The organism is Lelliottia sp. JS-SCA-14, from assembly GCF_035593345.1.
GTDB classification, from domain to species: Bacteria; Pseudomonadota; Gammaproteobacteria; order Enterobacterales; family Enterobacteriaceae; genus Enterobacter; species Enterobacter wanjuensis.
The window spans coordinates 551309-570959 of record NZ_CP141606.1 but is presented as its reverse complement, the minus strand read 5'-3'; the positions used below and the strand labels follow the sequence as shown (position 1 = coordinate 570959).

Genomic DNA, 19651 nt, shown 5'->3' with positions numbered 1-19651 from the left:
AGACTCATTCAGCGTATTTATTGTGTTCAATTAAACGCTCCATGACAACCTTAACTGAAACATCGCTGCCCCGGAGGCCCAACCGTGAGTTTATTCGACAAAAAGCATCTTGTTTCTCAAGCAGATGCACTGCCGGGACGTAATACGCCAATGCCGGTCGCCACTTTACACGCCGTAAACGATCATTCGATGACCAACGTCCCGGACGGGATGGAGATCGCGCTGTTCGCGATGGGCTGCTTCTGGGGCGTCGAGCGCCTCTTCTGGCAGTTGCCGGGCGTCTACAGCACGGCGGCGGGTTATACCGGCGGTTACACGCCTAACCCAACCTATCGCGAAGTGTGCTCGGGTGAGACCGGTCATGCGGAAGCCGTGCGCGTCGTCTACGATCCGGCGGTCATCAGCTACGAACAATTATTGCAGGTTTTCTGGGAAAACCACGACCCGGCCCAGGGCATGCAGCAGGGTAACGATCACGGTACGCAATACCGTTCCGCCATTTACCCGCTGACGCCGGAGCAGGACGCCGCCGCGCGCGCCAGTCTGGCTCGTTTCCAGCAGGCGATGGTTACAGCGGGCGATAACCGCCAGGTCACCACCGAAATCGCCAATGCCACGCCGTTCTATTACGCGGAAGACGACCACCAGCAGTATCTGCACAAAAATCCGTACGGCTACTGCGGCATCGGCGGGATTGGCGTTTGCCTGCCGCCACAGCTGGCCTGATTACTGATCCAGCGCCACGCGAGCCGCGTGGCGCGTCGCATTGCTCACCGATCCAAAATCCATCACTTTGCCCTGCAGCAGCAGGTTAAACACCGACGCCTGCGGCCGGTTCAGCCGCGTTTGCAGCAGGTGAACCGCCTCAATGCCCAGCTCGCGGCACGGTACCGTCACACCGGTCACCGGCGCGTCCAGACGGTTTTGCAGATTCCAGGTAAAATCCGTGGTGATAATCGAAATATCTTCCGGAACGCGCAGACCGCGACGCTCCAGCGCCCTGAGCACGCCTTCGGTCATGCTGGTGCTGTTGGGGAAAATCACCTGCGGCCATTGGGATTTGTCGTGCGCGGCAAGCCAGCCGTCGAGGGCTCGCTCGGCCTCCTCCGCCGTAAACCATTCGGTCACCAGCAGATCGTTCTGCGGATCAAAAGGAACGTGAAAATGGCGATAGGCTTCTTTGATGCCGTCGAGTCGGGCGTAGAGCGTCTCCCGGCGCAGGCAGGTCATGGTCAGAATCCGGCGATGCCCCTGCTCAAACAGATGGCGCATGGCGGTAAATCCAATGGCCCGATGGTCGGGCGAAACAGAATCGAGGGTATTTTCCCGATCGATAGAATTAATTAACACGCAGGGTTTATTCAGGGTGGTGGCGAGTTTAAATATGGTGGAATCGTCGGTGCCAATAATAATGATCGCGTTAATATTTTTATGCCCGGCTTTTTCGAGAAATAATTTTACGTCCGCGCGCTGCTCTTCTAATCCGCAATAACTGATCCAGACATCATGCGGGGCGCTGGCCTCGGCGATGCCTTTTGTCACCTCAAGATAAAAAATATCGCCCCGCCCCTGAAAGGTTCTTTCGGGCGCAAACACCGCAATGCCGTTAATCAACAGCCGCCCGCTCGCCATGGACGCCAGCACGCCGAGTTCCCGCGCAGAGCGCACGATGGCCTCGCGGGCCTTGTCGCTGGTATAGGATTTGCCGCTTAACACCCTGGAGACGGTACTGACGGAATAGCCCGTCAGCGCCGCGATTTCGTCCATTTTTAGCTTGCCCGGCATAGTGTGACCTCGCTCGCATTCAGTTTTTGCAAATATTTGCAGAAACAGCCTGTTGATTTTAAAACCAAATTTTCAGAGCGTAGGTTTTTACTTATGCACCTTGCGAGTATTCTCACAAAAACACATTGTCGCTGCGGTTGGCCTTTCCTATTTTCCCCTCATCACTCTTTTTAACCCAATTAAGGTGTGACATGGAAAAGGTACGGTTTGGCATTATTGGCATCGGCAATATTGGCACGGTCCATACGCGCTATTTGCTGACGGGCGTGGTGAAAGAGGCCTGCCTGACGGCGGTCTGCGATAACGATCCGGCAAAGCATCGGGCCATCCGGGCACTCGTCGGCGAACCGGTGGCGCTGTTTAGCGATGCCGAAGAGATGCTCACCAGCGGGCTGATCGACGCGGTGATTGTCGCCACGCCCCACTACGATCATCCCCGGCTTTCCATCATGGCGATGCGCCACGGCATTCATACCCTGTGCGAGAAACCGGCGGGCGTCTACACCGCCCAGGTGCAGGAGATGAACGCCTGCGCGCGCGAGTGTGACCTGGTGTTCGGCATCATGTACAACCAGCGCCCTAACCCGCTGTATCAGAAAGTGAAAGATTTGATTGAGAGCGGCGAGCTGGGCGAAATTCGCCGTTCCAACTGGATTATCACCAACTGGTATCGCTCGCAAAGCTACTACAACTCCGGCGGCTGGCGCGCCACCTGGAAGGGTGAAGGCGGCGGCGTGCTGCTCAATCAGGACCCGCATCAGCTCGATCTCTGGCAGTGGCTGGTCGGGATGCCCGTGCGCCTGCGCGCCTTCTGCCAGTTCGGCAAACATCGCCAGATTGAAGTGGAAGACGACGTCACCGCCTACGCCGAATACGCCAACGGCGCGAGCGGGGTGTTTATCACCACCGTCGCCGAAACGCCGGGGACCAACCGGCTGGAGATCGCGGGCGATCGCGGCAAAGTCGTCGTCGAAGAGGGCAAGCTGCGCTACTGGCGGCTGCGGGAATCTGAAACCGAGTTCAACGCCCGCTGGCAGAACGGCTTTGGCGAGCCGGAGTGCTGGGAAGTGTCGATCCCCGTCGCCCCCGAGTGCAGCGACCATCACGTCATTACCGCCAACTTCTGCGCCGCCGTGCTGCGCGGCGAGCCGCTGATCGCCCCGGGGCTTGAGGGGATCAACGGCCTGACGCTCTCCAACGCCATGCACCTCTCGACCTGGACGGACGACTGGGTGACGCTCCCGCTGAATGAAAAACAGTATCTGCGCCTGCTCCAGCAGCGCATCACCACCTCTGTGGAAAAAGAGGCCACCAGCCGCACTCTGGATGCCTCTGGCACCTGGTAAAACCGGAGAAATAACGATGTTAAAAATCGCCATCGTGGGAACAGGGAACATCTCGCATAACCATATTCAGAGCTATCTGGAATTCGGGCAGCGCTGCCGCATCGTGGCGCTGGTGGATATCTACCCGGAAAAAGCGCAGGAGAAAAAGGCGCGCTACGGTCTGGAGCACGCCCGCGTTTACGAAAGCCACCAGCAAATGCTGGCCGCCGAAGCGGAAATGGATATCGTCGACGTCTGCACGCCGCCCTACGTCCATGCGGACATCAGCATCGACGCCCTGAACGCCGGGTGCCACGTCCTGTGTGAAAAACCGATGGCCGCGTCGCTGGAGGAGTGCGACGCGATGATTGCCGCGCAGCAGGCCAGCGGGAAAACCCTGTCGATCATCGCCCAGAACCGCTTTACCGACGCCTTCTGGCGCTTGAAGGCGGCGCTGGATTCTGAACTGGCGGGGAAAATCTGCCACGCGCAGGTGGACTCGTTCTGGTGGCGCGGCCACTGCTATTACGATCTCTGGTGGCGCGGCACCTGGGAAAAAGAGGGCGGCGGCTGCACCCTCAATCATGCCGTGCATCACATCGACGCCATCCAGTGGATGCTCGGCTTTCCGTCGGAAGTGGTGGCGATGATGACCAACGTTGCCCATGACAACGCCGAAGTCGAGGATCTGAGCGCCGCCATTTTCAAATATCCGAGCGGCGCACTGACGCAGCTCACCGCCTCGGTGGTGCATCACGGGGAAGATCAGAAGATCGTGATTCAGGGCGAGAAAGCGCGGATCTCCGCCCCGTGGGAGGTGTTCGCCAGCGTCAGCGCCGACAACGGTTTCCCGCAGGCCACCCACGATACCGCGCGCGAAGCGCAGCTGAACGCCGTGTTTCAGGAGACGCCCAAACTGGAGTGGACGCTGCACACCGGGCAGATCAACGACATGCTGTGCGCCGTCGAGCGCCAAACCGCCCCGCTGGTGGACGGTGTGCAGGGCAAACGCTCGCTGGAACTCATCACCGCCATCTATAAATCGTCCATCACCGGCAGCGTGGTGCGTCTGCCCATCTCACGCGACGACCCGTTCTATCGCACCGGCGGCACCAACGTGCTCGCCCCGCGCTTCTACCAAAAATCCGCCAGCGTCGCGAACTTCAGCGAAGTCGGTGCCATTCCATTAGGCAAAAATCTGGACCAGGGGATCTGACCATGAACAAAAATGACGGTATGAATTACGCGCCCGTCGGCAAACCGCAGCCGGTGGTTCAGCCCGGCGAATTTGTCTTCGCGGCGGCGGCCCTCGATCACGGCCATATCTACGGGATGTGCAACGGGCTGATCGAGGCCGGGGCGACGCTGAAATGGGTCTACGATCCCGACCCGGCGAAAGTGGACAAATTTTTGCAGCAGTATCCGCAGGTGAAGGTCGCCAACTCGCTGGAAGAGATTCTTGCCGACCGCGAGGTGCAGCTGGTCGCCGGAGCGGCAGTGCCGTCCGAACGCTGTGCATTGGGGCTGAAATCAATGGCGGCGGGCAAAGACTATTTCACCGACAAAGCGCCGCTCACCACGCTGGATCAGCTGAATGATGCCAAAGCGATGGTGGCGAAAACCGGGCGCAAATACGCGGTCTATTACAGCGAGCGCCTCCACGTCGAGAGCGCGGTCTTTGCCGGACAACTGGTGCAACAGGGGGCGATTGGCCGCGTGGTACAGACCCTTGGCACCGGACCCCATCGCGAAGGGCAAGGCCGCCCGGACTGGTTCTACGAGCGGCGCTATTTCGGCGGCATCCTGTGTGATATCGGCAGCCATCAGATTGAGCAGTTCCTGTTTTACACCGGGAACCGCGAGGCCACGGTGGTGGCCGCCCAGGCGCAGAATTTTAACCATCCGCAGTATCCAAATTTTGAAGATTTCGGCGATGCGATGCTGAAAGGCGAAAACGGCGCCAGCGGCTACTTCCGCTGCGACTGGTTCACGCCCGACGGGCTTTCCACCTGGGGCGACGGGCGTCTGACGCTGCTCGGCACCGAAGGCTATATCGAGATCCGCAAATACGTCGATCTCACCCGCGGCGAGCAGGACGTGGTCTATCTGGTCAACAAAGAGGGTGAGTTCCGCTATCCGGTGGCGGGCCAGGTCGGCTTCCCGTTCTTTGGCGAGCTGATCCAGGACTGCCTGAATCGCAGCGAAAACGCGATGACTCAGGCGCACGCGTTCAAGGCGGCCGAGCTGTGCGTGAAAGCGCAGATGCTGGCGAACGCGGCGGATTAACGGGAGGCGCGATGAAAATGCTCAATGCGGCGATTATCGGCGGCGGCGCGATCCACACCTGCCACGTCAACGCCCTGCGCCAGATGCCCGGCGTAACCCTGCGCGCGCTGGTCGATATCGACAGTGAACGAGGTCTGAAGCTGGCGATGGCGTACCAGTGCCGCTTTTATCAGGACTATCGCGAAATGCTGCTCGACGGTGAGATCGACGTAGTGCACATCTGCACGCCGCATTTCGAGCATAAACGCATGATTCTGGCAGCCCTCGCGGCGGGCAAACAGGTGTTCTGCGAAAAACCGGTGGGGATGAACGGAGGCGAAATCGCCGAGATCGCAATGGCCGCGCAAAACGCGCCGGGCTTGCTTGGCGTGTGCTATCAGAACCGGCTCAACCCCACCAGCCAGCGCATTCGCCGCGAGCTGGCGGAGGGAGACCACGGCAGGATGCTGAGTATTAAAGCCGTGCTCACCTGGTCGCGCTCGGGGGCCTATTACACCCAAAGCCCGTGGCGCGGGCGCTTTGCCACCGAGGGCGGGAGTTTGCTGATCAATCAGGCAATTCACACGCTCGATTTGATGCAGTGGTTTGCGGGCGGCGTGACGCGCCTGAAAGGGGTCGTCGACAGCGGCGAGCTGGCGGACGTGACGCAAGCCGAAGACAGCGCGATGGCGACGCTGCACTTCACCAACGGTGCGCGCGGGCTGTTTTACGCCAGCAACTGCCACACCACCGATTCACCGCTGTGGCTTGAAATCCACTGCGAAAACGCCACGCTGCAGCTGGTTGATAACGCCCTGTGGCGAATCAAAAACGGCGAGCGGATCAAACTGGTCAGCGACGCCTCACCCAATGGAGCGGCAAAAAGCTACTGGGGGCTCGGCCATCAGCACGCCATCGGTGATTTTTACGCCGCACTCACAGATCCTGATAAAGCGGATTACACCGATATTCGCGAAGCCGGGAAATCACTCACCCTCGTGGAGGCAATATATCGATCATCCCAGATGCGGCAATGGATTGAGATAAATCAGCAGTGAATAAAAAACGGCCAGAAATAATCTGGTTCATAATAACCCTACTCTGAGTATCAATATTATGGTCAAACCAACTGAACGCAGGGTTGGTTATGGTGTGGCCCTTGGCTACGGCATAACCGATCTGTTTGGCGGAGGCGCTTTCGCCATTATTGGCACCTGGCTGTTATTTTTTTATACCACCTATTGCGGACTGAGCGTCCTCGAAGCCGGTTCTATCTTTGCCATTGCTCGCGTCATTGATGCCGTATTAAGCCCGATCATGGGCTATATCACCGACAATTTTGGCGATACCTGGCTTGGGCGGAAATTCGGTCGGCGTCGCTTCTTTTTATTACTCAGTTCCCCGCTGATGTTCTTATACGCCCTGCTGTGGGTAACGGACATGGGCTACTGGTATTATCTCGGGACTTATCTGTCGATTGAATTATTGTCGGCGATGGTGCTGGTGCCCTGGGAGACCCTGGCCGCAGAGATGACCAACCGGTACGAAGAGCGCAGCCGCTTGTCCGGGGTGCGCATGATCTGCTCCCAGCTCGGCGGTTTTCTCGCGGTATCGGTGCCGGGCGTGATTATGCACTTCACCGGAAAAGATAATCCTTTCACCTACACTCTTACCGGATTCATTTTCTCCTGCGTCTTCTGTCTCGCGGTCTTTATTACCTGGCGCACGACGTGGGAGGCAAAAGATGTCCATCAGGAGTCCGATTTTAAAATAGAGACCCACCGCAGTAGCGGTTTACTCAATCACCTGAAATATCTGGTGCTGGATCTCTTCTCCGCGTTCCATATTCGCGCCTTCCGCTTACACATCATCATCTATATTTTCTCTTTTACCGCGATGGATGTGTTCGGTTCAGTTTTTACTTATTACGTGGTCTATTGCCTGAGCCAGGACGCAGCGGCGGTATCCGGCTGGCTAAGCATTGCGGCGTTTGCCTCGGTGCCCGGCACCTACGGATTTATGCTGCTGTTAAACCGGCTGAATATTTCCCCGTCGGCGGCACTGCGCATCTCATACGGCTGTATCTTCTTCGTGCTGGCATTCTTGTTCGCCGTCTATTACACCGACACTCAGGTTCCTGCCCTGCTGTTTTCGGCGGTCTTTATTCTGCTGGGCGCGGCGCGTTCCGGGCTGTATTACATCCCGTGGAATATCTACAGCTTCATTCCTGATATTGACGAGATGGTCACCCAGCAGCGTCGGGAGGGGATTTTTGCCGGCGTCATGGTCCTGACGCGCAAAAGTACCGTGGCGCTGGCGATCATGCTGATCGGCGTGGTGTTGCAGGAGTCCGGATTCGTGAAAGGCAGCGGCGCGCAGCCTGAATCGGCGCTGTACGCCATCATCGGTCTGATGCTATTCGCCACCTCCGCGCTGCTGGCGGTGAGTTTTATCACCACCTACAAGTTCAAGCTGACGCGCGAGACCCACAAGCTGCTGCTCAAAGAGATCGCCCGTCGCAAACTGGGCGGCGATTATCGCGACTGCGACGACCGCACCCGCGTGATCATCAAGCAGCTCACCGGCTATGAATATGACGAAGTCTGGGGCGGCAACGCCGCACGGCGACCGGTGGATAACGTCAGTCTCTCCTGACCCCCAGGGCCGGGCGGCGCGGTCTGCCCGGCCTTTTTTTAGTCAAAATGTGACCTCTGGCGGATTTACACTCGTTTACGCTATACTACCCGCTGAAATAATCGGCTCAACGCTACGAGCCGATGTTCAATGTGTCTTCACACGAATGAAATCAACTTCCCTTCCGAGGATCTGGCGAGAAGCCGGATAAACTATGTTAAACAGTATTTTAGTAATACTTTGTCTTATTGCCGTCAGTGCATTTTTCTCGATATCTGAGATTTCGCTGGCCGCCTCCCGCAAGATCAAACTTAAACTGCTTGCCGACGATGGCAATCTCAATGCACAACGCGTCCTGAAAATGCAGGAAAATCCCGGTATGTTCTTTACCGTGGTGCAAATCGGTCTGAACGCGGTCGCCATTCTCGGCGGTATCGTGGGCGATGCGGCCTTTTCTCCGGCTTTTTACAGCCTGTTTTCTAAGTACTTCGCGCCTGAACTCTCCGAGCAGCTGAGCTTTATTCTCTCCTTCTCGCTGGTGACTGGCCTGTTCATCCTGTTCGCGGATTTAACCCCGAAACGCATCGGTATGATTGCGCCAGAAGTTGTGGCTTTGCGCATCATCAACCCGATGCGCTTCTGCCTGTACGTGTTCCGTCCGCTGGTCTGGTTCTTCAACGGCCTGGCGAATACCATTTTCCGTCTGTTTAAGCTGCCGATGGTGCGTAAAGATGACATCACTTCCGATGATATCTACGCGGTGTTTGAAGCCGGTGCGCTGGCCGGTGTGCTGCGTAAGCAGGAACATGAGCTGATCGAGAACGTGTTTGAACTGGAATCCCGTACCGTACCGTCCTCCATGACCGGGCGTGAAAACGTGATTTGGTTTGATCTGCACGAAGACGAGCAGAGCCTGAAAAACAAAGTGGCCGAGCATCCGCACTCTAAGTTCCTGGTGTGTAACGAAGATATCGACCACATCATCGGATACGTCGACTCGAAAGACCTGCTCAACCGCGTGTTGGCGAACCAAAGCCTGGCGCTGAACAGCGGCGTGCAAATCCGCAATACCCTGATTGTGCCGGACACCCTGACGCTCTCCGAAGCGCTGGAAAGTTTCAAAACCGCCGGGGAAGACTTCGCGGTGATCATGAACGAATACGCGCTGGTGGTGGGGATCATTACCTTGAACGACGTGATGACCACGCTGATGGGCGACCTGGTCGGCCAGGGTCTGGAAGAGCAGATCGTGGCGCGCGATGAGAACTCATGGCTGGTGGACGGCGGCACGCCGATTGAAGACGTGATGCGCGTGCTGGATATCGACGAATTCCCGCAGTCAGGCAACTACGAGACCATTGGCGGCTTCATGATGTTTATGCTGCGTAAAATCCCGAAACGTACCGACTCGGTGAAGTTCTCCGGCTACAAATTCGAGGTGGTGGATATCGACAACTACCGCATTGACCAGTTGCTGGTGACGCGCATTGATAACAAACCGACGGTGCTGGTGCCGAAGCTGCCGGACGCGGAAGAGAAAGTGTCGGCGTAAGCGCCTCACAAATATCAACGGCTCCCTCGGGAGCCGTTTTTTTTATACTGCTTTAACTACTGCATAGCACGCGGTTAAGCCATCTCAGTTTGCAGACGCATAACCTGTCGGTTGACTTCGGACATCACAGAATAGTGCTGTTTGTCCTTTACTTTCGGGATAAGAATTTTGCCCTTATCAAATTCGAAAGCGCCAACATCCTTGATGTACAACCGTCCTCGGAACAGGATCTTCACGTACTTCGCCACCTGAAGCGGGTTGTAGCGTTGGAAAATTTTCATTCTTGTATCTCCTGCGAATCATACGCTCTTGCGGCGCCACAATCGGGCCGACTGTCCTGAGCGCAAATTTATTGCTCAATGACTATAGACCAGAAAAACGTTGATACCCAGTATGCATAAGTTTATTTACCGTTTGATTACAATTATTCAGAACATTCTTTGCATAGCGTTTCACAAAACAGTATAAGCCTTCGTTTTTTTACGGTTATGTGCGTTCACCCGCAAACTGGCATTCGGATTGCGGGAAAAGCCGATTGATCGCACTTATGATTAAACCGTAAGACCAAGTGGTCGGATCACCTGCAACTATAAGGAAACACCATGACCCTTCGTAACATCCTGGCCGCAGCCTGCCTGTTACTGCCGATGATGGCCTTCGCGCATAACATTGAAAATGGACAGCGTGTGCCACCGATCGGTATCGCCGATCGGGGAGAATTGATTCTCGACAATGATAAGTTTAGCTATAAACCCTGGAATAGCGCGCAGCTCGCGGGGAAAGTGCGAGTGGTGCAACATATTGCCGGTCGCACCTCGGCAAAAGAGAAAAATGCCACTCTGGTTGAAGCGATCAAGTCCGCAAAATTCCCCCATGACCGCTATCAGACCACCACCATTGTGAACACCGATGATGCCATCCCAGGCTCGGGCATGTTTGTGCGCAGCAGCCTGGAGAGCAATAAAAAGCTCTATCCGTGGTCGCAGTTTATTGTCGACAGCAACGGCGTGACGCGCAAAGCATGGGGGCTGGAAGAGGAGAGTTCAGCGATTATCGTGCTGGACAAAGCGGGCCGCGTTGAGTGGGCGAAAGACGGCGCGCTGACGCAGGAAGAGGTGCAGCAGGTTGTCGCCCTGCTGCATAAATTGCTCGGTCAGTAAATCGAGACCCGAAAGCCGGGATTTAAGAACGACTCGCGCGGGGTATAGTCCAGCGGCTTACCCTGCCAGTCGTGAACGTGTGCGCCCGCGGCGGATGCCACCGCGTGGCCTGCCGCCGTATCCCAGACGTTGGTAGGCCCAAAGCGCGGATAGAGCTGAGCGTGCCCTTCCGCTACCAGGCAGAATTTCAACGATGATCCTATCGACGTGGTCTGGTGCTCGCCGATTTGGTGCAGGTACTCCTGCATTTCGCCGTCGCTGTGGGAGCGGCTAATCACCACCAGAGGAGGTCGCGCGTCACGCACCTGGATCTGCTTGCGCGTCCCGCACTCCTCTTTCCACGCCTTACCTTCTGCGGCGCTGTACATCACCTTCAGCACCGGGGCGTAGACCACGCCCAACACCGCTTTGCCTTTTTCAATCAACGCGATATTGACGGTAAACTCGCCGTTGCGCTTGATGAACTCTTTCGTGCCATCCAGCGGATCCACCAGCCAGTAGCGCTGCCAGTGCTGGCGCACATCCCAGCTCTGAGGATCTTCTTCCGACAGCACGGGGATATCCGGCGTCAGGGCCTGTAGCCCCTTCAGGATCACAGCGTGGGCCGCGAGATCCGCCGCCGTCACCGGGGAGTCGTCGGCCTTGCTGACGACATCCATCGGCTTCGCGCCATCGTAGACCTGCATAATGGCCTCACCCGCATCCCGTGCGAGCTGACAAATTTTCTCTAACATTCTCCACCTCTTTGTTATCGCAGTGGTCATAACTCTTTGTTTTAGTTATATCGTATTGTAAACAATTCCGCTATCTGTGAAGCAATTCTGGTTTCACGGCGCTTTTTTCTGGCAGGATTCACACTTCTGTAAGCAACAAAATGTACATACATACTCTTTTGTGGCTTGGATCGAAAAAAGGACTCCTCTGATGATTAAGTTTAGCGCAACGCTTCTGGCGACGCTGATTGCCGCAAGCGTGCAGGCAGCGACGGTTGATCTCCGCATTCTGGAAACCACCGACCTGCACAGCAACATGATGGACTTCGATTACTACAAAGATACCCCGACAGAAAAATTCGGACTGGTACGCACCGCAAGTTTGATCAACGCCGCGCGCGGCGAAGTGAAAAACAGCGTGCTGGTCGATAACGGCGACTTAATTCAGGGTAGTCCGCTCGGGGACTACATGGCCGCGAAGGGGTTGAAAAAAGGTGATACTCACCCAGTCTATAAAGCGTTGAATACCCTGGATTACGCCGTCGGCAACCTCGGTAACCACGAGTTTAACTACGGTCTGGATTATCTCCATATGGCGCTCTCTGGCGCGAAATTCCCGTACGTTAACGCCAATATCATCGACGTTAAGACCAATAAGCCGCTGTTTACGCCGTATCTGATCAAAGAGACCGAGGTCGTCGATCAGGACGGTAAAAAACAGACGCTAAAAATCGGCTATATCGGGTTTGTCCCGCCGCAGATCATGACCTGGGATAAAGCCAATCTCTCGGGCAAAGTGACCGTCAACGACATCACCGAAACCGCGCGCAAATATGTGCCGGAGATGCGTGAGAAAGGGGCCGATCTGGTCGTGGTCGTGGCGCACTCGGGTCTTTCTGCCGATCCGTATCAGGCGATGGCCGAGAACTCCGTCTATTACCTCAGCGAAGTGCCGGGCGTTGACGCCATCCTGTTTGGTCATGCGCACGCGGTCTTCCCGGGCAAAGATTTCGCCAGCATTAAGGGCGCGGATATCGAGAAAGGGACGCTGAACGGCGTGCCGTCGGTGATGCCGGGCATGTGGGGCGATCATTTGGGCGTGGTGGATTTGGTGCTGAACAACGACGGCGGGAAATGGCAGGTGACGCAGTCGAAAGCCGAAGCGCGCCCGATTTACGACGCGGCGGCCAAAAAATCGCTGGCGGCGGAAGATAAAAACATTCTGAACGTGCTGAAACACGATCACGACGCCACCCGCGAATTCGTCAGCAAACCGGTCGGCAAATCCTCCGACAATATGTACAGCTATCTGGCGCTGGTACAGGACGATCCAACTGTTCAGGTCGTGAATATGGCGCAGAAAGCCTACGTTGAGCGCTTTATTCAGGGCGATCCGGACCTCGCAAAACTGCCGGTGCTGTCGGCTGCAGCGCCGTTCAAAGTCGGCGGACGCAAGAACGACCCGGCCAGCTACGTGGAAGTGGAAAAAGGCCAGCTGACCTTCCGCAACGCGGCGGATCTCTATTTGTATCCGAACACCCTGGTGGTGGTGAAAGCGACGGGCAAAGAGGTGAAGGAGTGGCTGGAGTGCTCCGCCGGGCAGTTTAACCAGATCGACGTTCACAGCAGCAAGCCGCAGTCGCTGATCAACTGGGACGGTTTCCGCACCTATAACTTTGACGTGATCGATGGCGTGGATTATCAGATTGATGTTTCGCAGCCCGCGAAATATGACGGCGAGTGCCAGACGGTGAACCCGCAGGCGGAACGCATTAAGAATCTGACCTTCAACGGCAAACCGATCGATCCGAACGCGGTGTTCCTGGTGGCGACTAATAACTATCGCGCCTACGGCGGGAAATTCGCCGGAACCGGCGATAGCCATATCGCCTTTGCGTCGCCGGACGAGAACCGCTCGGTGCTGGCGGCGTGGATTGGCGAGCAGTCGAAGAAAGATGGCGCGATCCATCCGGCGGCCGACAATAACTGGCGTCTGGCCCCGATTCAGAGCGATACCAAACTGGATATCCGCTTTGAGACGTCACCGTCCGCCAAAGCCGCGGCGTTTATCAAAGATAAGGCACAGTATCCGATGAAGAACGTCGGTAACGACGATATTGGGTTTGCGATTTATCAGGTGGATTTGAGTAAGTAGCGTGGTTGTGCCGGGTGGCGGCTACGCCTTACCCGGCCTACAAAACCCATGACGCCCCGAGCCCGTGGTTCAAAACCCGCAAATCGCACCGAATCCGTGGTTCAAAACCCACAAATCATGCCGAACCCGTAGGCCGGGTAAGGCGAAGCCGCCACCCGGCAATCCATCACGCCGCACGGTCGTCCCGATGGGCCAACACCTGCGGCGTATTCACCTCGATCCAGTCCGCCAGATCGGCAACCTTCTCGCTCACCTCAACGCCCAGCGGCGTCAGGCTGTACTCCACGTGCGGGGGCACCACCGGATACGACACGCGATCGACAAATCCGTCCTGCTCCAGCGCCTGCAGCGACTGGGCCAGCATCTTCTCGCTGACGCCACCCATTTTGCGGCGCAGGTCGCTAAAACGATGCGTCCCCTGGCGCAGCGCCACCAGGATCAGCACGCCCCAACGGCTGGTGACGTGCTTGAGCACATCCCTGGACGGACACTGTTCGGCAAACAGATTGCCGTCGCGCATTTGCTCGCTGAGAGTCGGGATTGACGTTTTTATACTCACCTTTCTGAGGGTACTTACTAAAAGTTAGCGATAAGTGGCGATAGTGTGCCATATCATAACCCCGCCCACCAGAGCCGCAGCTTCATGCCCCAGCCGCTGGTGTAACCGGTAGTCACAGATTTCACCTCCCCATGCGAGATAATCAGCACCGTCGGCGTGACCTGCACCTGCCAGCTTTTCGCAAGCTCACCCTTTAGATCGTTAACCGTCGGCATCGCGTATCGCTTTTTCGCCAGCCACTGGCTCAGCGCCGCATCCTCACCGGAGCGCAGCGCGACGGTGAGGACGTTTCCGCCCTCCTCCGCCATGTTCGCCACCGACGGCGTGGTGTAGCGGCACACGCCGCACCAGGTCGCCCAGACGTACACCAGCAACGGTCGATCCTGGCTCAGCTTCGTCAGATCCACCGATTCGCCGTCCAGCGTCTGCAGCGGCGTGCTGATGAATGTTGCGGGGAGCTCAGGCTTGCGGAACTGATCCACAATCACAACTGCGGCTGTCGCAATCAGCAGCCAGACGATGCCTTCGCGCAGCCAGCGCGCGAGTCTACTGCGCATCTTGTTTCGCCAGCTCTTCTTTCACCAGCGCCTCCAGGTCGTGGTAAGGAATTGCGCCCGGCACCATGGTTTTGCCGACGAGAGTCGCCGGCGTGCCCTGCACGCCCAGCACCTGAGCAAGAATCAAATTCATCTGTAGGGTTTCACCGCTCTTCTCATCCGCTTTGATGGCCGCAGTCCCCGTCTTCCGCTGCGCGGCCAGGATAGAGGCGTCATCGTGATAGCCCTTCTTCGACATCAACCGGTGGTGCAGATCCCAGTACTGCTGCGGCTGCTGTCGCCACGCGGTCAGGGCGATGCGCGCGGAGTTGGCAGAGCTTTCGCTGCGAAACGGCAGGAGTTTCACCACCAGTTTGACGTCCGGAAATTTCTGCACGATTTTCTCCAGCTCCGGGTCAAACTGCTTGCAGTACGGGCAGTTGTAATCGGTAAAGGAGACCAGCGTCAGGCGTGGTTTTTCCGCCCCCATCGCGGGGGTATCAGGGTCGTTCCAGAGCAAATTCTCCAGATCGGGTTCGGCGGCAAAACTCAGAGTCGAAAAACAGAACAGCAGAAGTGTGGCTAAAATACGCATCATTATTTTCCTTTGGCATCGGTCAGGGTCTGGAGCACATCATCGCGGTCCAGCAGCGGCGGCAAGACGCGGCCTTGCTCGAGTCCGGGGCCATAAATTTGGTTAAAGGGGACGGCGGCGCTTTGGCGCGCGCGGAGGAACTGGCCGATGGTCTCTGACGGACGGCTCCAGTCACCGCGCAGGGCTACCACGTCCTGCGCGCTGAGGGCGTCTTGCACCTCGTCGCGCAGCAGGACGTTGTATTTGTTGGCTTTACAGGTCACGCACCAGTCGGCGGTGACATCCACAAACACCCTTTTGTTGTCCGCCAGCGCAGCGGTGATGGCTTTTTCGCTGAGCGGCTGCCAGGCAATGCGATCTTTCGTAAGCCCCGTGTGGCCGGTGCGCAGTAGCACAAGAGTCATGGCGAGCGCCACGATCGCGACCAACGTACTCCACAAGGCCACCCGCCAACCCCAGCGCCACAGCGTGGCGAGCAGCAGCGCGATGACGAGGAGCGCGCTAAACGCCTGCGTCGGCAGTGGCCCGATGTGGACAGCGAGCAGGCTGGCAAGCCACAGGCCTGACACGAGCATCATCAGCCCAAGGATTATCCGCACGACGTTCATCCAGCGCCCCGGACGCGGCAGGCGCAGCGCCAGCCCCGGCCAGGCGGCGATCAGCAGCCACGGCAGGCTCATGCCGATCCCCATCACCAGGAAGATCCCCCACAGCAGCGACAACGGAGCGACCAGCGCCACCGACACCGCCGTGCCGAGGAACGGCGCGGTACAGGGTGTCGCCAGCAACGTCGCAAAAGCCCCCTGACAGAAATGGCCCACTAGACCATTCCCGCCACGCGTGGCGAGAAACGTTGAAAAACCGGAGGAGAGGCGGATTTCAAATAGTCCCAGCAGGCTGGCGCTGAAGCCCACCATCACCAGCACCATTGCCGCGATAAACCACGGGTTCTGGAACTGGATGCCCCAGCCCAGCGCCTGATTGCTGAGGCGCAGGGCGGTCATCATCAGCGCGAGGGCAAGGAACGAGGTCACAATCCCGGCGGCCGAGGCCATAAACTGCTGACGCACGACGCGGCGATGGGTCGTTGAGGCCTGCACGATGCTGCCCAACTTCATCGCCAGCACCGGGAGTACGCACGGCATGACGTTGAGGATCAGCCCTCCGGCCAGCGCCATCAGCAGGATCCAGCCAAGGGATAACGGGGCGGCGCTGGATTGAGTCTCCCCCACCGTCACCCGGCTCTCCTGCGCCTGGCCGCTGTCGGCTAACACCAGCGACAGGGTTTTGCCTCTGAGATCCGGTGCGGCATCGCCCCAGCCGTCGCTGACGGGCAGCGTTGCGGTCAGAGTCTGGCCGTCAACCCGGTAAACCGGTTTGCCAAAATCCGTGTCCGCGAGGGTGTCGATAAACAGCTCGGGGTTTTGCCAGCCCGCCTCGCGGGTGGCGGTGACAGTCAGCTTTTCGCCACCGAAACCGGCGCTCAGTTGCGAAGTCAGCCCTTCCTTGAGCGGCAGCGTGCCCAGCGCGCGGCTGAAGTCGTAGCTGAACTGCGGGTCGGCGGGCACAGTGAGATCCAGCACGAAGGGGTAGTCCGTCAGGATGCAGACGTTGCTGCAGGTGGAGAGCGTCAGCACGCCCGCCAGTTTCTCGGGCATTGCGCCGCGCAGAGTGATGGGGAAAGAGACCTTGCCGTCATAACCCTGAGTCGAAATCCCTGCCACCTCGAAACGCTGCGGCACCGGCCAGCGCCAGTCCATCTCCAGCGGGGTTTGCCATTTGATGGCGGGCGCAATGCCGCCTTCTCCCGGCGATCGCCAGTAGGTTTTCCAGCCTTTCTCCAGGCTGACGTCCAGCAGCAGGCGCGTGTCGCCCTTTTGCTGAGCGTCGGCCCGCAGGCGAACGCTGGCGTGATCGTTATCCGCGGCGCGCAGCCAGCCGCTGTCGGCGGCCTGACTGACGGGCAGCCATAGCCAAAGCAGGCAGATCAGAAGCTGCCTTAAATATGCGTGCATTTATTTTCTCCATAAATAATTGATTAACCTGAATTCGCAGGCAATCAATCATTCACGGAAGACGCAGAGTCGCAGATGCACCCGCAATCGGGGCGGAGAGATAACGCGAGGCGGCCAGCGGCGCACCGGGCGATGCGGTACGGCAGCCATTACCGCCAGCACCAGGGTAATGGCAAACAGCGCGCCCTCAAACATGATCGGCGGCGTTGCCAGCAGGGATTTGGCGCTCAGCTCGCAGGGGGTGACCGGGGCATCGCCGTCGACACTTTGCTGAGCCACAGGAGAGGCGTTCATCACCAGCGCGTGCAGCCCCGCCATGCGCTGGGTTGTGCAGACAAGCACCACCAGACATGCCAGAGCAACAAGAAGAAAAGCTTTACGCTGACGCGGGATCATAGACGCCTCAATCAAATTCAGGCGCTTATCTTAGCGGCAAAAAAGGCGCGGTGCTGTAAAGAAACGTCTTCATGACGCATTTGACACTTACCTTTTTGTACGTACTTACTAAAAGTTAGTGGTGGTGATAATGTTCCTCCACACCAGACAAACACCGAGGACATACCCGATGATCGCAATTACCGGCGCTACCGGCCAGCTTGGCCAACAGGTTATCGACAACCTGCTGAAAACCGTACCTGCCAGCCAGATCGTGGCGATTGTGCGTAACCCGGCGAAAGCCGAGGCCCTGAGCCAACAAGGTATCGTTGTGCGTCAGGCGGATTACACGGATCAGGCGGCGTTCACTGCAGCCCTGAGCGGCGTGGAGAAACTGCTGCTGATCTCCTCCAGCGAAGTTGGCCAGCGCGCGACTCAGCATCAGAACGTCATCAATGCCGCCAAAGCGGCGGGCGTGAAATTCATCGCCTACACCAGCCTGCTGCATGCGGATCAATCCCCGCTCGGCCTGCACGTTGAACACGTTCAGACTGAAAAAGCGCTGGCCGAGTCCGGCATTCCTTACGCTCTGCTGCGTAACGGCTGGTATACGGAGAACTATCTCGCCAGCGCGCCACCCGCTCTGGAGCACGGCGTGTTTATCGGCGCGGCGGGTGACGGCAAAATCGCCTCGGCCACGCGCGAAGATTACGCGGCGGCAGCGGCTGTCGTTGTCGCTGGAGAAGGCCACGCGGGCAAAGTGTACGAACTGGCAGGTGACAATGCCTGGACGCTGAGCGACCTCGCCGCCGAACTGAGTAAACAGAGCGGCAAACCGGTGACCTATCAGAACCTGAGCGAAGCCGATTTCGCCGCCGCGCTGAAAGGCGTTGGCTTACCGGCCGGGCTGGCGGATATGCTGGCAGACTCCGATACGGGCGCCTCTAAGGGCGGTCTGTTCGACGACAGCCATACCCTTAGCAAGCTCATCGGTCGCCCGACCACGACGCTGGCAGAGAGCGTCAAAGGCATTCTGTAAGCGTTAAACATTGGTTAATTTTTGTGGCGTCCCCGTGGGTCATCTCTGATAATGAAAAGATGACCCACCCGGAGGCTCACCGTGCAAGGCGTACCCGAACAGTTCATCGATGAGAGAGACAGCGCGCGCTTTCGCCATCTGGCGCAGGTGCCGGGCGTCGAACTGTATCACGCGCATATCTCACGCTACGCCTTTGAGCCTCACACCCACGAAGCCTTCGGGATCGGCGCGATTGAAGCCGGTGCCGAGCGCTTTCGCTATCGCGGCACGCAATACGTCGCTCCCGTCCATTCCGTTGTCACCATGAATCCTGACGAGCTGCACACCGGCGAAGCGGCGACCGACGACGGCTGGCGCTACCGGATGGTCTATCTCGACCCCGATCTGCTCGAAGAAGTGACCGGTATCCGCCACTGGTGGTTTAGCGACGTCACGCGCCACGACCCGCTGCGCTCGCAGCAGATCTGTCAGCTGATTTATGGACTCTGGCACACGGACGATCCGTTGGCGCAGAAGGGTTTGCTGCTGGATCTGATCGATACCTTCCAGCCGCTGGCGCGCCATGCGCCGGTGATTCAGGAAGGGGGGCATCGCTTTGAGCGGGCGCGCGAGTATCTGCACGATAACTATATGCATCCGGTCACGCTGGACGAGCTGGCCCGCGTGGTCTCCCTCAGCCCGTACCATTTCCAGCGCCAGTTTAAAGCCCACTTTCACGTCACGCCGCACCAGATGCTGATGGCGATCCGCCTGTGGCGCGCCAAAGCTTTTCTTACCCTCGGCATGCCAGCCGCCGAAGTGGCTGCCGCCACAGGTCTCACCGACCAGTCGCATCTCACCCGCGCCTTTACCCATCGCTACGGCATCACGCCGGTTCGCAATCAGAAGGAGGTCGTCCGGCGCTAATGCGCAATCTCATACAATATTCCCGACGTGCGTCTTC

The 19651-nt window shown here is 58.0% G+C and carries 19 protein-coding genes; 11 read left to right on the top strand and 8 right to left on the bottom strand.

All coding sequences use genetic code 11. The features are described 5' to 3' along the window. Positions 1–84: 84 nt before the first annotated feature. A complete protein-coding gene (msrA, locus tag U9O48_RS02710) occupies positions 85–726 on the top strand; it encodes a peptide-methionine (S)-S-oxide reductase MsrA (protein ID WP_324723465.1) in 642 nt (213 codons plus the stop codon). Here msrA and U9O48_RS02705 read toward each other — a convergent pair whose 3' ends face one another. Then, positions 727–1785 (bottom strand): LacI family DNA-binding transcriptional regulator, encoded by a 1059-nt coding sequence (locus U9O48_RS02705; RefSeq protein WP_285150354.1) that lies wholly within the window; start codon positions 1783–1785, stop codon positions 727–729. It abuts the gene before it with no gap. 191 nt (positions 1786–1976) lie between these two features. Here U9O48_RS02705 and U9O48_RS02700 point away from each other — a divergent pair, with 191 nt between their 5' ends. From U9O48_RS02700 to U9O48_RS02675, 6 genes are all read left to right on the top strand, one after another. Continuing rightward, positions 1977–3131: a Gfo/Idh/MocA family oxidoreductase gene (locus tag U9O48_RS02700; RefSeq protein ID WP_324723464.1), complete on the top strand. Its 1155-nt coding sequence runs from the start codon at positions 1977–1979 to the stop codon at positions 3129–3131. A 16-nt stretch (positions 3132–3147) separates the two neighbouring features. Then, positions 3148–4326 carry a Gfo/Idh/MocA family oxidoreductase gene (locus U9O48_RS02695; protein WP_324723463.1) on the top strand — a complete coding sequence of 393 codons (1179 nt, stop codon included), beginning with the start codon at positions 3148–3150 and terminating at the stop codon, positions 4324–4326. 2 nt (positions 4327–4328) lie between these two features. Further along, positions 4329–5396, top strand: coding sequence for a Gfo/Idh/MocA family oxidoreductase (locus U9O48_RS02690; RefSeq protein WP_324723462.1), 1068 nt, complete (start codon positions 4329–4331; stop codon positions 5394–5396). An 11-nt stretch (positions 5397–5407) separates the two neighbouring features. Then, the gene (locus U9O48_RS02685) at positions 5408–6433 is read left to right on the top strand and encodes a Gfo/Idh/MocA family oxidoreductase (protein ID WP_324724372.1); all 1026 of its coding nucleotides are present in this window, start codon (positions 5408–5410) and stop codon (positions 6431–6433) included. A gap of 58 nt (positions 6434–6491) precedes the next feature. After that, entirely contained in the window at positions 6492–8030 is a 1539-nt protein-coding gene (locus U9O48_RS02680) for an MFS transporter (RefSeq protein WP_285145739.1), read from the top strand. A gap of 193 nt (positions 8031–8223) precedes the next feature. After that, positions 8224–9561 carry a hemolysin family protein gene (locus U9O48_RS02675; protein WP_282493342.1) on the top strand — a complete coding sequence of 446 codons (1338 nt, stop codon included), beginning with the start codon at positions 8224–8226 and terminating at the stop codon, positions 9559–9561. Between the two features lie 74 nt (positions 9562–9635). Here U9O48_RS02675 and U9O48_RS02670 read toward each other — a convergent pair whose 3' ends face one another. Further along, on the bottom strand, positions 9636–9842 hold the full coding sequence (locus U9O48_RS02670; RefSeq protein WP_012015808.1) for a DUF1107 domain-containing protein: 207 nt from the start codon (positions 9840–9842) through the stop codon (positions 9636–9638). Positions 9843–10163: 321 nt separating this feature from the next. Here U9O48_RS02670 and U9O48_RS02665 point away from each other — a divergent pair, with 321 nt between their 5' ends. Beyond that, positions 10164–10721, top strand: coding sequence for a YtfJ family protein (locus tag U9O48_RS02665; RefSeq protein WP_282493341.1), 558 nt, complete (start codon positions 10164–10166; stop codon positions 10719–10721). Here the strand turns inward: U9O48_RS02665 and cysQ are convergent. Next, positions 10715–11455, bottom strand: a complete 741-nt coding sequence (gene cysQ, locus U9O48_RS02660) for a 3'(2'),5'-bisphosphate nucleotidase CysQ (RefSeq protein ID WP_282493340.1) — start codon at positions 11453–11455, stop codon at positions 10715–10717. The genes U9O48_RS02665 and cysQ overlap by 7 nt on opposite strands. 190 nt (positions 11456–11645) lie before the next feature. Here cysQ and U9O48_RS02655 point away from each other — a divergent pair, with 190 nt between their 5' ends. Continuing rightward, entirely contained in the window at positions 11646–13589 is a 1944-nt protein-coding gene (locus U9O48_RS02655; protein ID WP_324723460.1) for a bifunctional 2',3'-cyclic-nucleotide 2'-phosphodiesterase/3'-nucleotidase, read from the top strand. A gap of 166 nt (positions 13590–13755) precedes the next feature. Here U9O48_RS02655 and U9O48_RS02650 read toward each other — a convergent pair whose 3' ends face one another. The 5 genes from U9O48_RS02650 to U9O48_RS02630 are packed head-to-tail and all read right to left on the bottom strand — an operon-like array spanning position 13756 to position 17690. Continuing rightward, a complete protein-coding gene (locus tag U9O48_RS02650; RefSeq protein WP_282493338.1) occupies positions 13756–14142 on the bottom strand; it encodes a winged helix-turn-helix transcriptional regulator in 387 nt (128 codons plus the stop codon). A gap of 59 nt (positions 14143–14201) precedes the next feature. Continuing rightward, positions 14202–14705: a protein disulfide oxidoreductase gene (locus tag U9O48_RS02645; protein ID WP_324723459.1), complete on the bottom strand. Its 504-nt coding sequence runs from the start codon at positions 14703–14705 to the stop codon at positions 14202–14204. Then, complete coding sequence (locus tag U9O48_RS02640) at positions 14695–15279, bottom strand: DsbA family protein (protein ID WP_324724371.1); 585 nt, start codon at positions 15277–15279, stop codon at positions 14695–14697. The genes U9O48_RS02645 and U9O48_RS02640 overlap by 11 nt, the downstream gene beginning before the upstream one ends. Positions 15280–15281: 2 nt before the next feature. Then, entirely contained in the window at positions 15282–17294 is a 2013-nt protein-coding gene (locus U9O48_RS02635; protein ID WP_324723458.1) for a protein-disulfide reductase DsbD family protein, read from the bottom strand. A 48-nt stretch (positions 17295–17342) separates the two neighbouring features. Continuing rightward, positions 17343–17690 (bottom strand): copper resistance protein, encoded by a 348-nt coding sequence (locus U9O48_RS02630; RefSeq protein ID WP_285150346.1) that lies wholly within the window; start codon positions 17688–17690, stop codon positions 17343–17345. 169 nt (positions 17691–17859) lie between these two features. Between U9O48_RS02630 and U9O48_RS02625 the strand changes: the two genes are divergently transcribed. Both U9O48_RS02625 and U9O48_RS02620 read left to right on the top strand, forming a co-directional pair. After that, on the top strand, positions 17860–18708 hold the full coding sequence (locus tag U9O48_RS02625; RefSeq protein WP_324723457.1) for an SDR family oxidoreductase: 849 nt from the start codon (positions 17860–17862) through the stop codon (positions 18706–18708). Between the two features lie 81 nt (positions 18709–18789). Beyond that, the gene (locus tag U9O48_RS02620; protein WP_324723456.1) at positions 18790–19614 is read left to right on the top strand and encodes an AraC family transcriptional regulator; all 825 of its coding nucleotides are present in this window, start codon (positions 18790–18792) and stop codon (positions 19612–19614) included. Positions 19615–19651 lie beyond the last annotated feature (37 nt).

Excerpts from the sequence above, each read along its gene's own strand:
- U9O48_RS02700 (WP_324723464.1), top strand. The coding sequence starts at position 1,977 with ATGGAAAAGGTACGGTTTGGCATTATTGGCATCGGCAATATTGGCACG.
- U9O48_RS02695 (WP_324723463.1), top strand. The coding sequence starts at position 3,148 with ATGTTAAAAATCGCCATCGTGGGAACAGGGAACATCTCGCATAACCAT.
- U9O48_RS02680 (WP_285145739.1), top strand. The coding sequence starts at position 6,492 with ATGGTCAAACCAACTGAACGCAGGGTTGGTTATGGTGTGGCCCTTGGC.
- U9O48_RS02630 (WP_285150346.1), bottom strand. The coding sequence starts at position 17,690 with ATGATCCCGCGTCAGCGTAAAGCTTTTCTTCTTGTTGCTCTGGCATGT.
- U9O48_RS02635 (WP_324723458.1), bottom strand. The coding sequence starts at position 17,294 with ATGCACGCATATTTAAGGCAGCTTCTGATCTGCCTGCTTTGGCTATGG.
- cysQ (WP_282493340.1), bottom strand. The coding sequence starts at position 11,455 with ATGTTAGAGAAAATTTGTCAGCTCGCACGGGATGCGGGTGAGGCCATT.
- U9O48_RS02670 (WP_012015808.1), bottom strand. The coding sequence starts at position 9,842 with ATGAAAATTTTCCAACGCTACAACCCGCTTCAGGTGGCGAAGTACGTG.
- U9O48_RS02685 (WP_324724372.1), top strand. The coding sequence starts at position 5,408 with ATGAAAATGCTCAATGCGGCGATTATCGGCGGCGGCGCGATCCACACC.
- U9O48_RS02705 (WP_285150354.1), bottom strand. The coding sequence starts at position 1,785 with ATGCCGGGCAAGCTAAAAATGGACGAAATCGCGGCGCTGACGGGCTAT.
- U9O48_RS02645 (WP_324723459.1), bottom strand. The coding sequence starts at position 14,705 with ATGCGCAGTAGACTCGCGCGCTGGCTGCGCGAAGGCATCGTCTGGCTG.
- U9O48_RS02655 (WP_324723460.1), top strand. The coding sequence starts at position 11,646 with ATGATTAAGTTTAGCGCAACGCTTCTGGCGACGCTGATTGCCGCAAGC.
- U9O48_RS02690 (WP_324723462.1), top strand. The coding sequence starts at position 4,329 with ATGAACAAAAATGACGGTATGAATTACGCGCCCGTCGGCAAACCGCAG.
- U9O48_RS02625 (WP_324723457.1), top strand. The coding sequence starts at position 17,860 with ATGATCGCAATTACCGGCGCTACCGGCCAGCTTGGCCAACAGGTTATC.
- U9O48_RS02675 (WP_282493342.1), top strand. The coding sequence starts at position 8,224 with ATGTTAAACAGTATTTTAGTAATACTTTGTCTTATTGCCGTCAGTGCA.
- U9O48_RS02640 (WP_324724371.1), bottom strand. The coding sequence starts at position 15,279 with ATGCGTATTTTAGCCACACTTCTGCTGTTCTGTTTTTCGACTCTGAGT.
- U9O48_RS02665 (WP_282493341.1), top strand. The coding sequence starts at position 10,164 with ATGACCCTTCGTAACATCCTGGCCGCAGCCTGCCTGTTACTGCCGATG.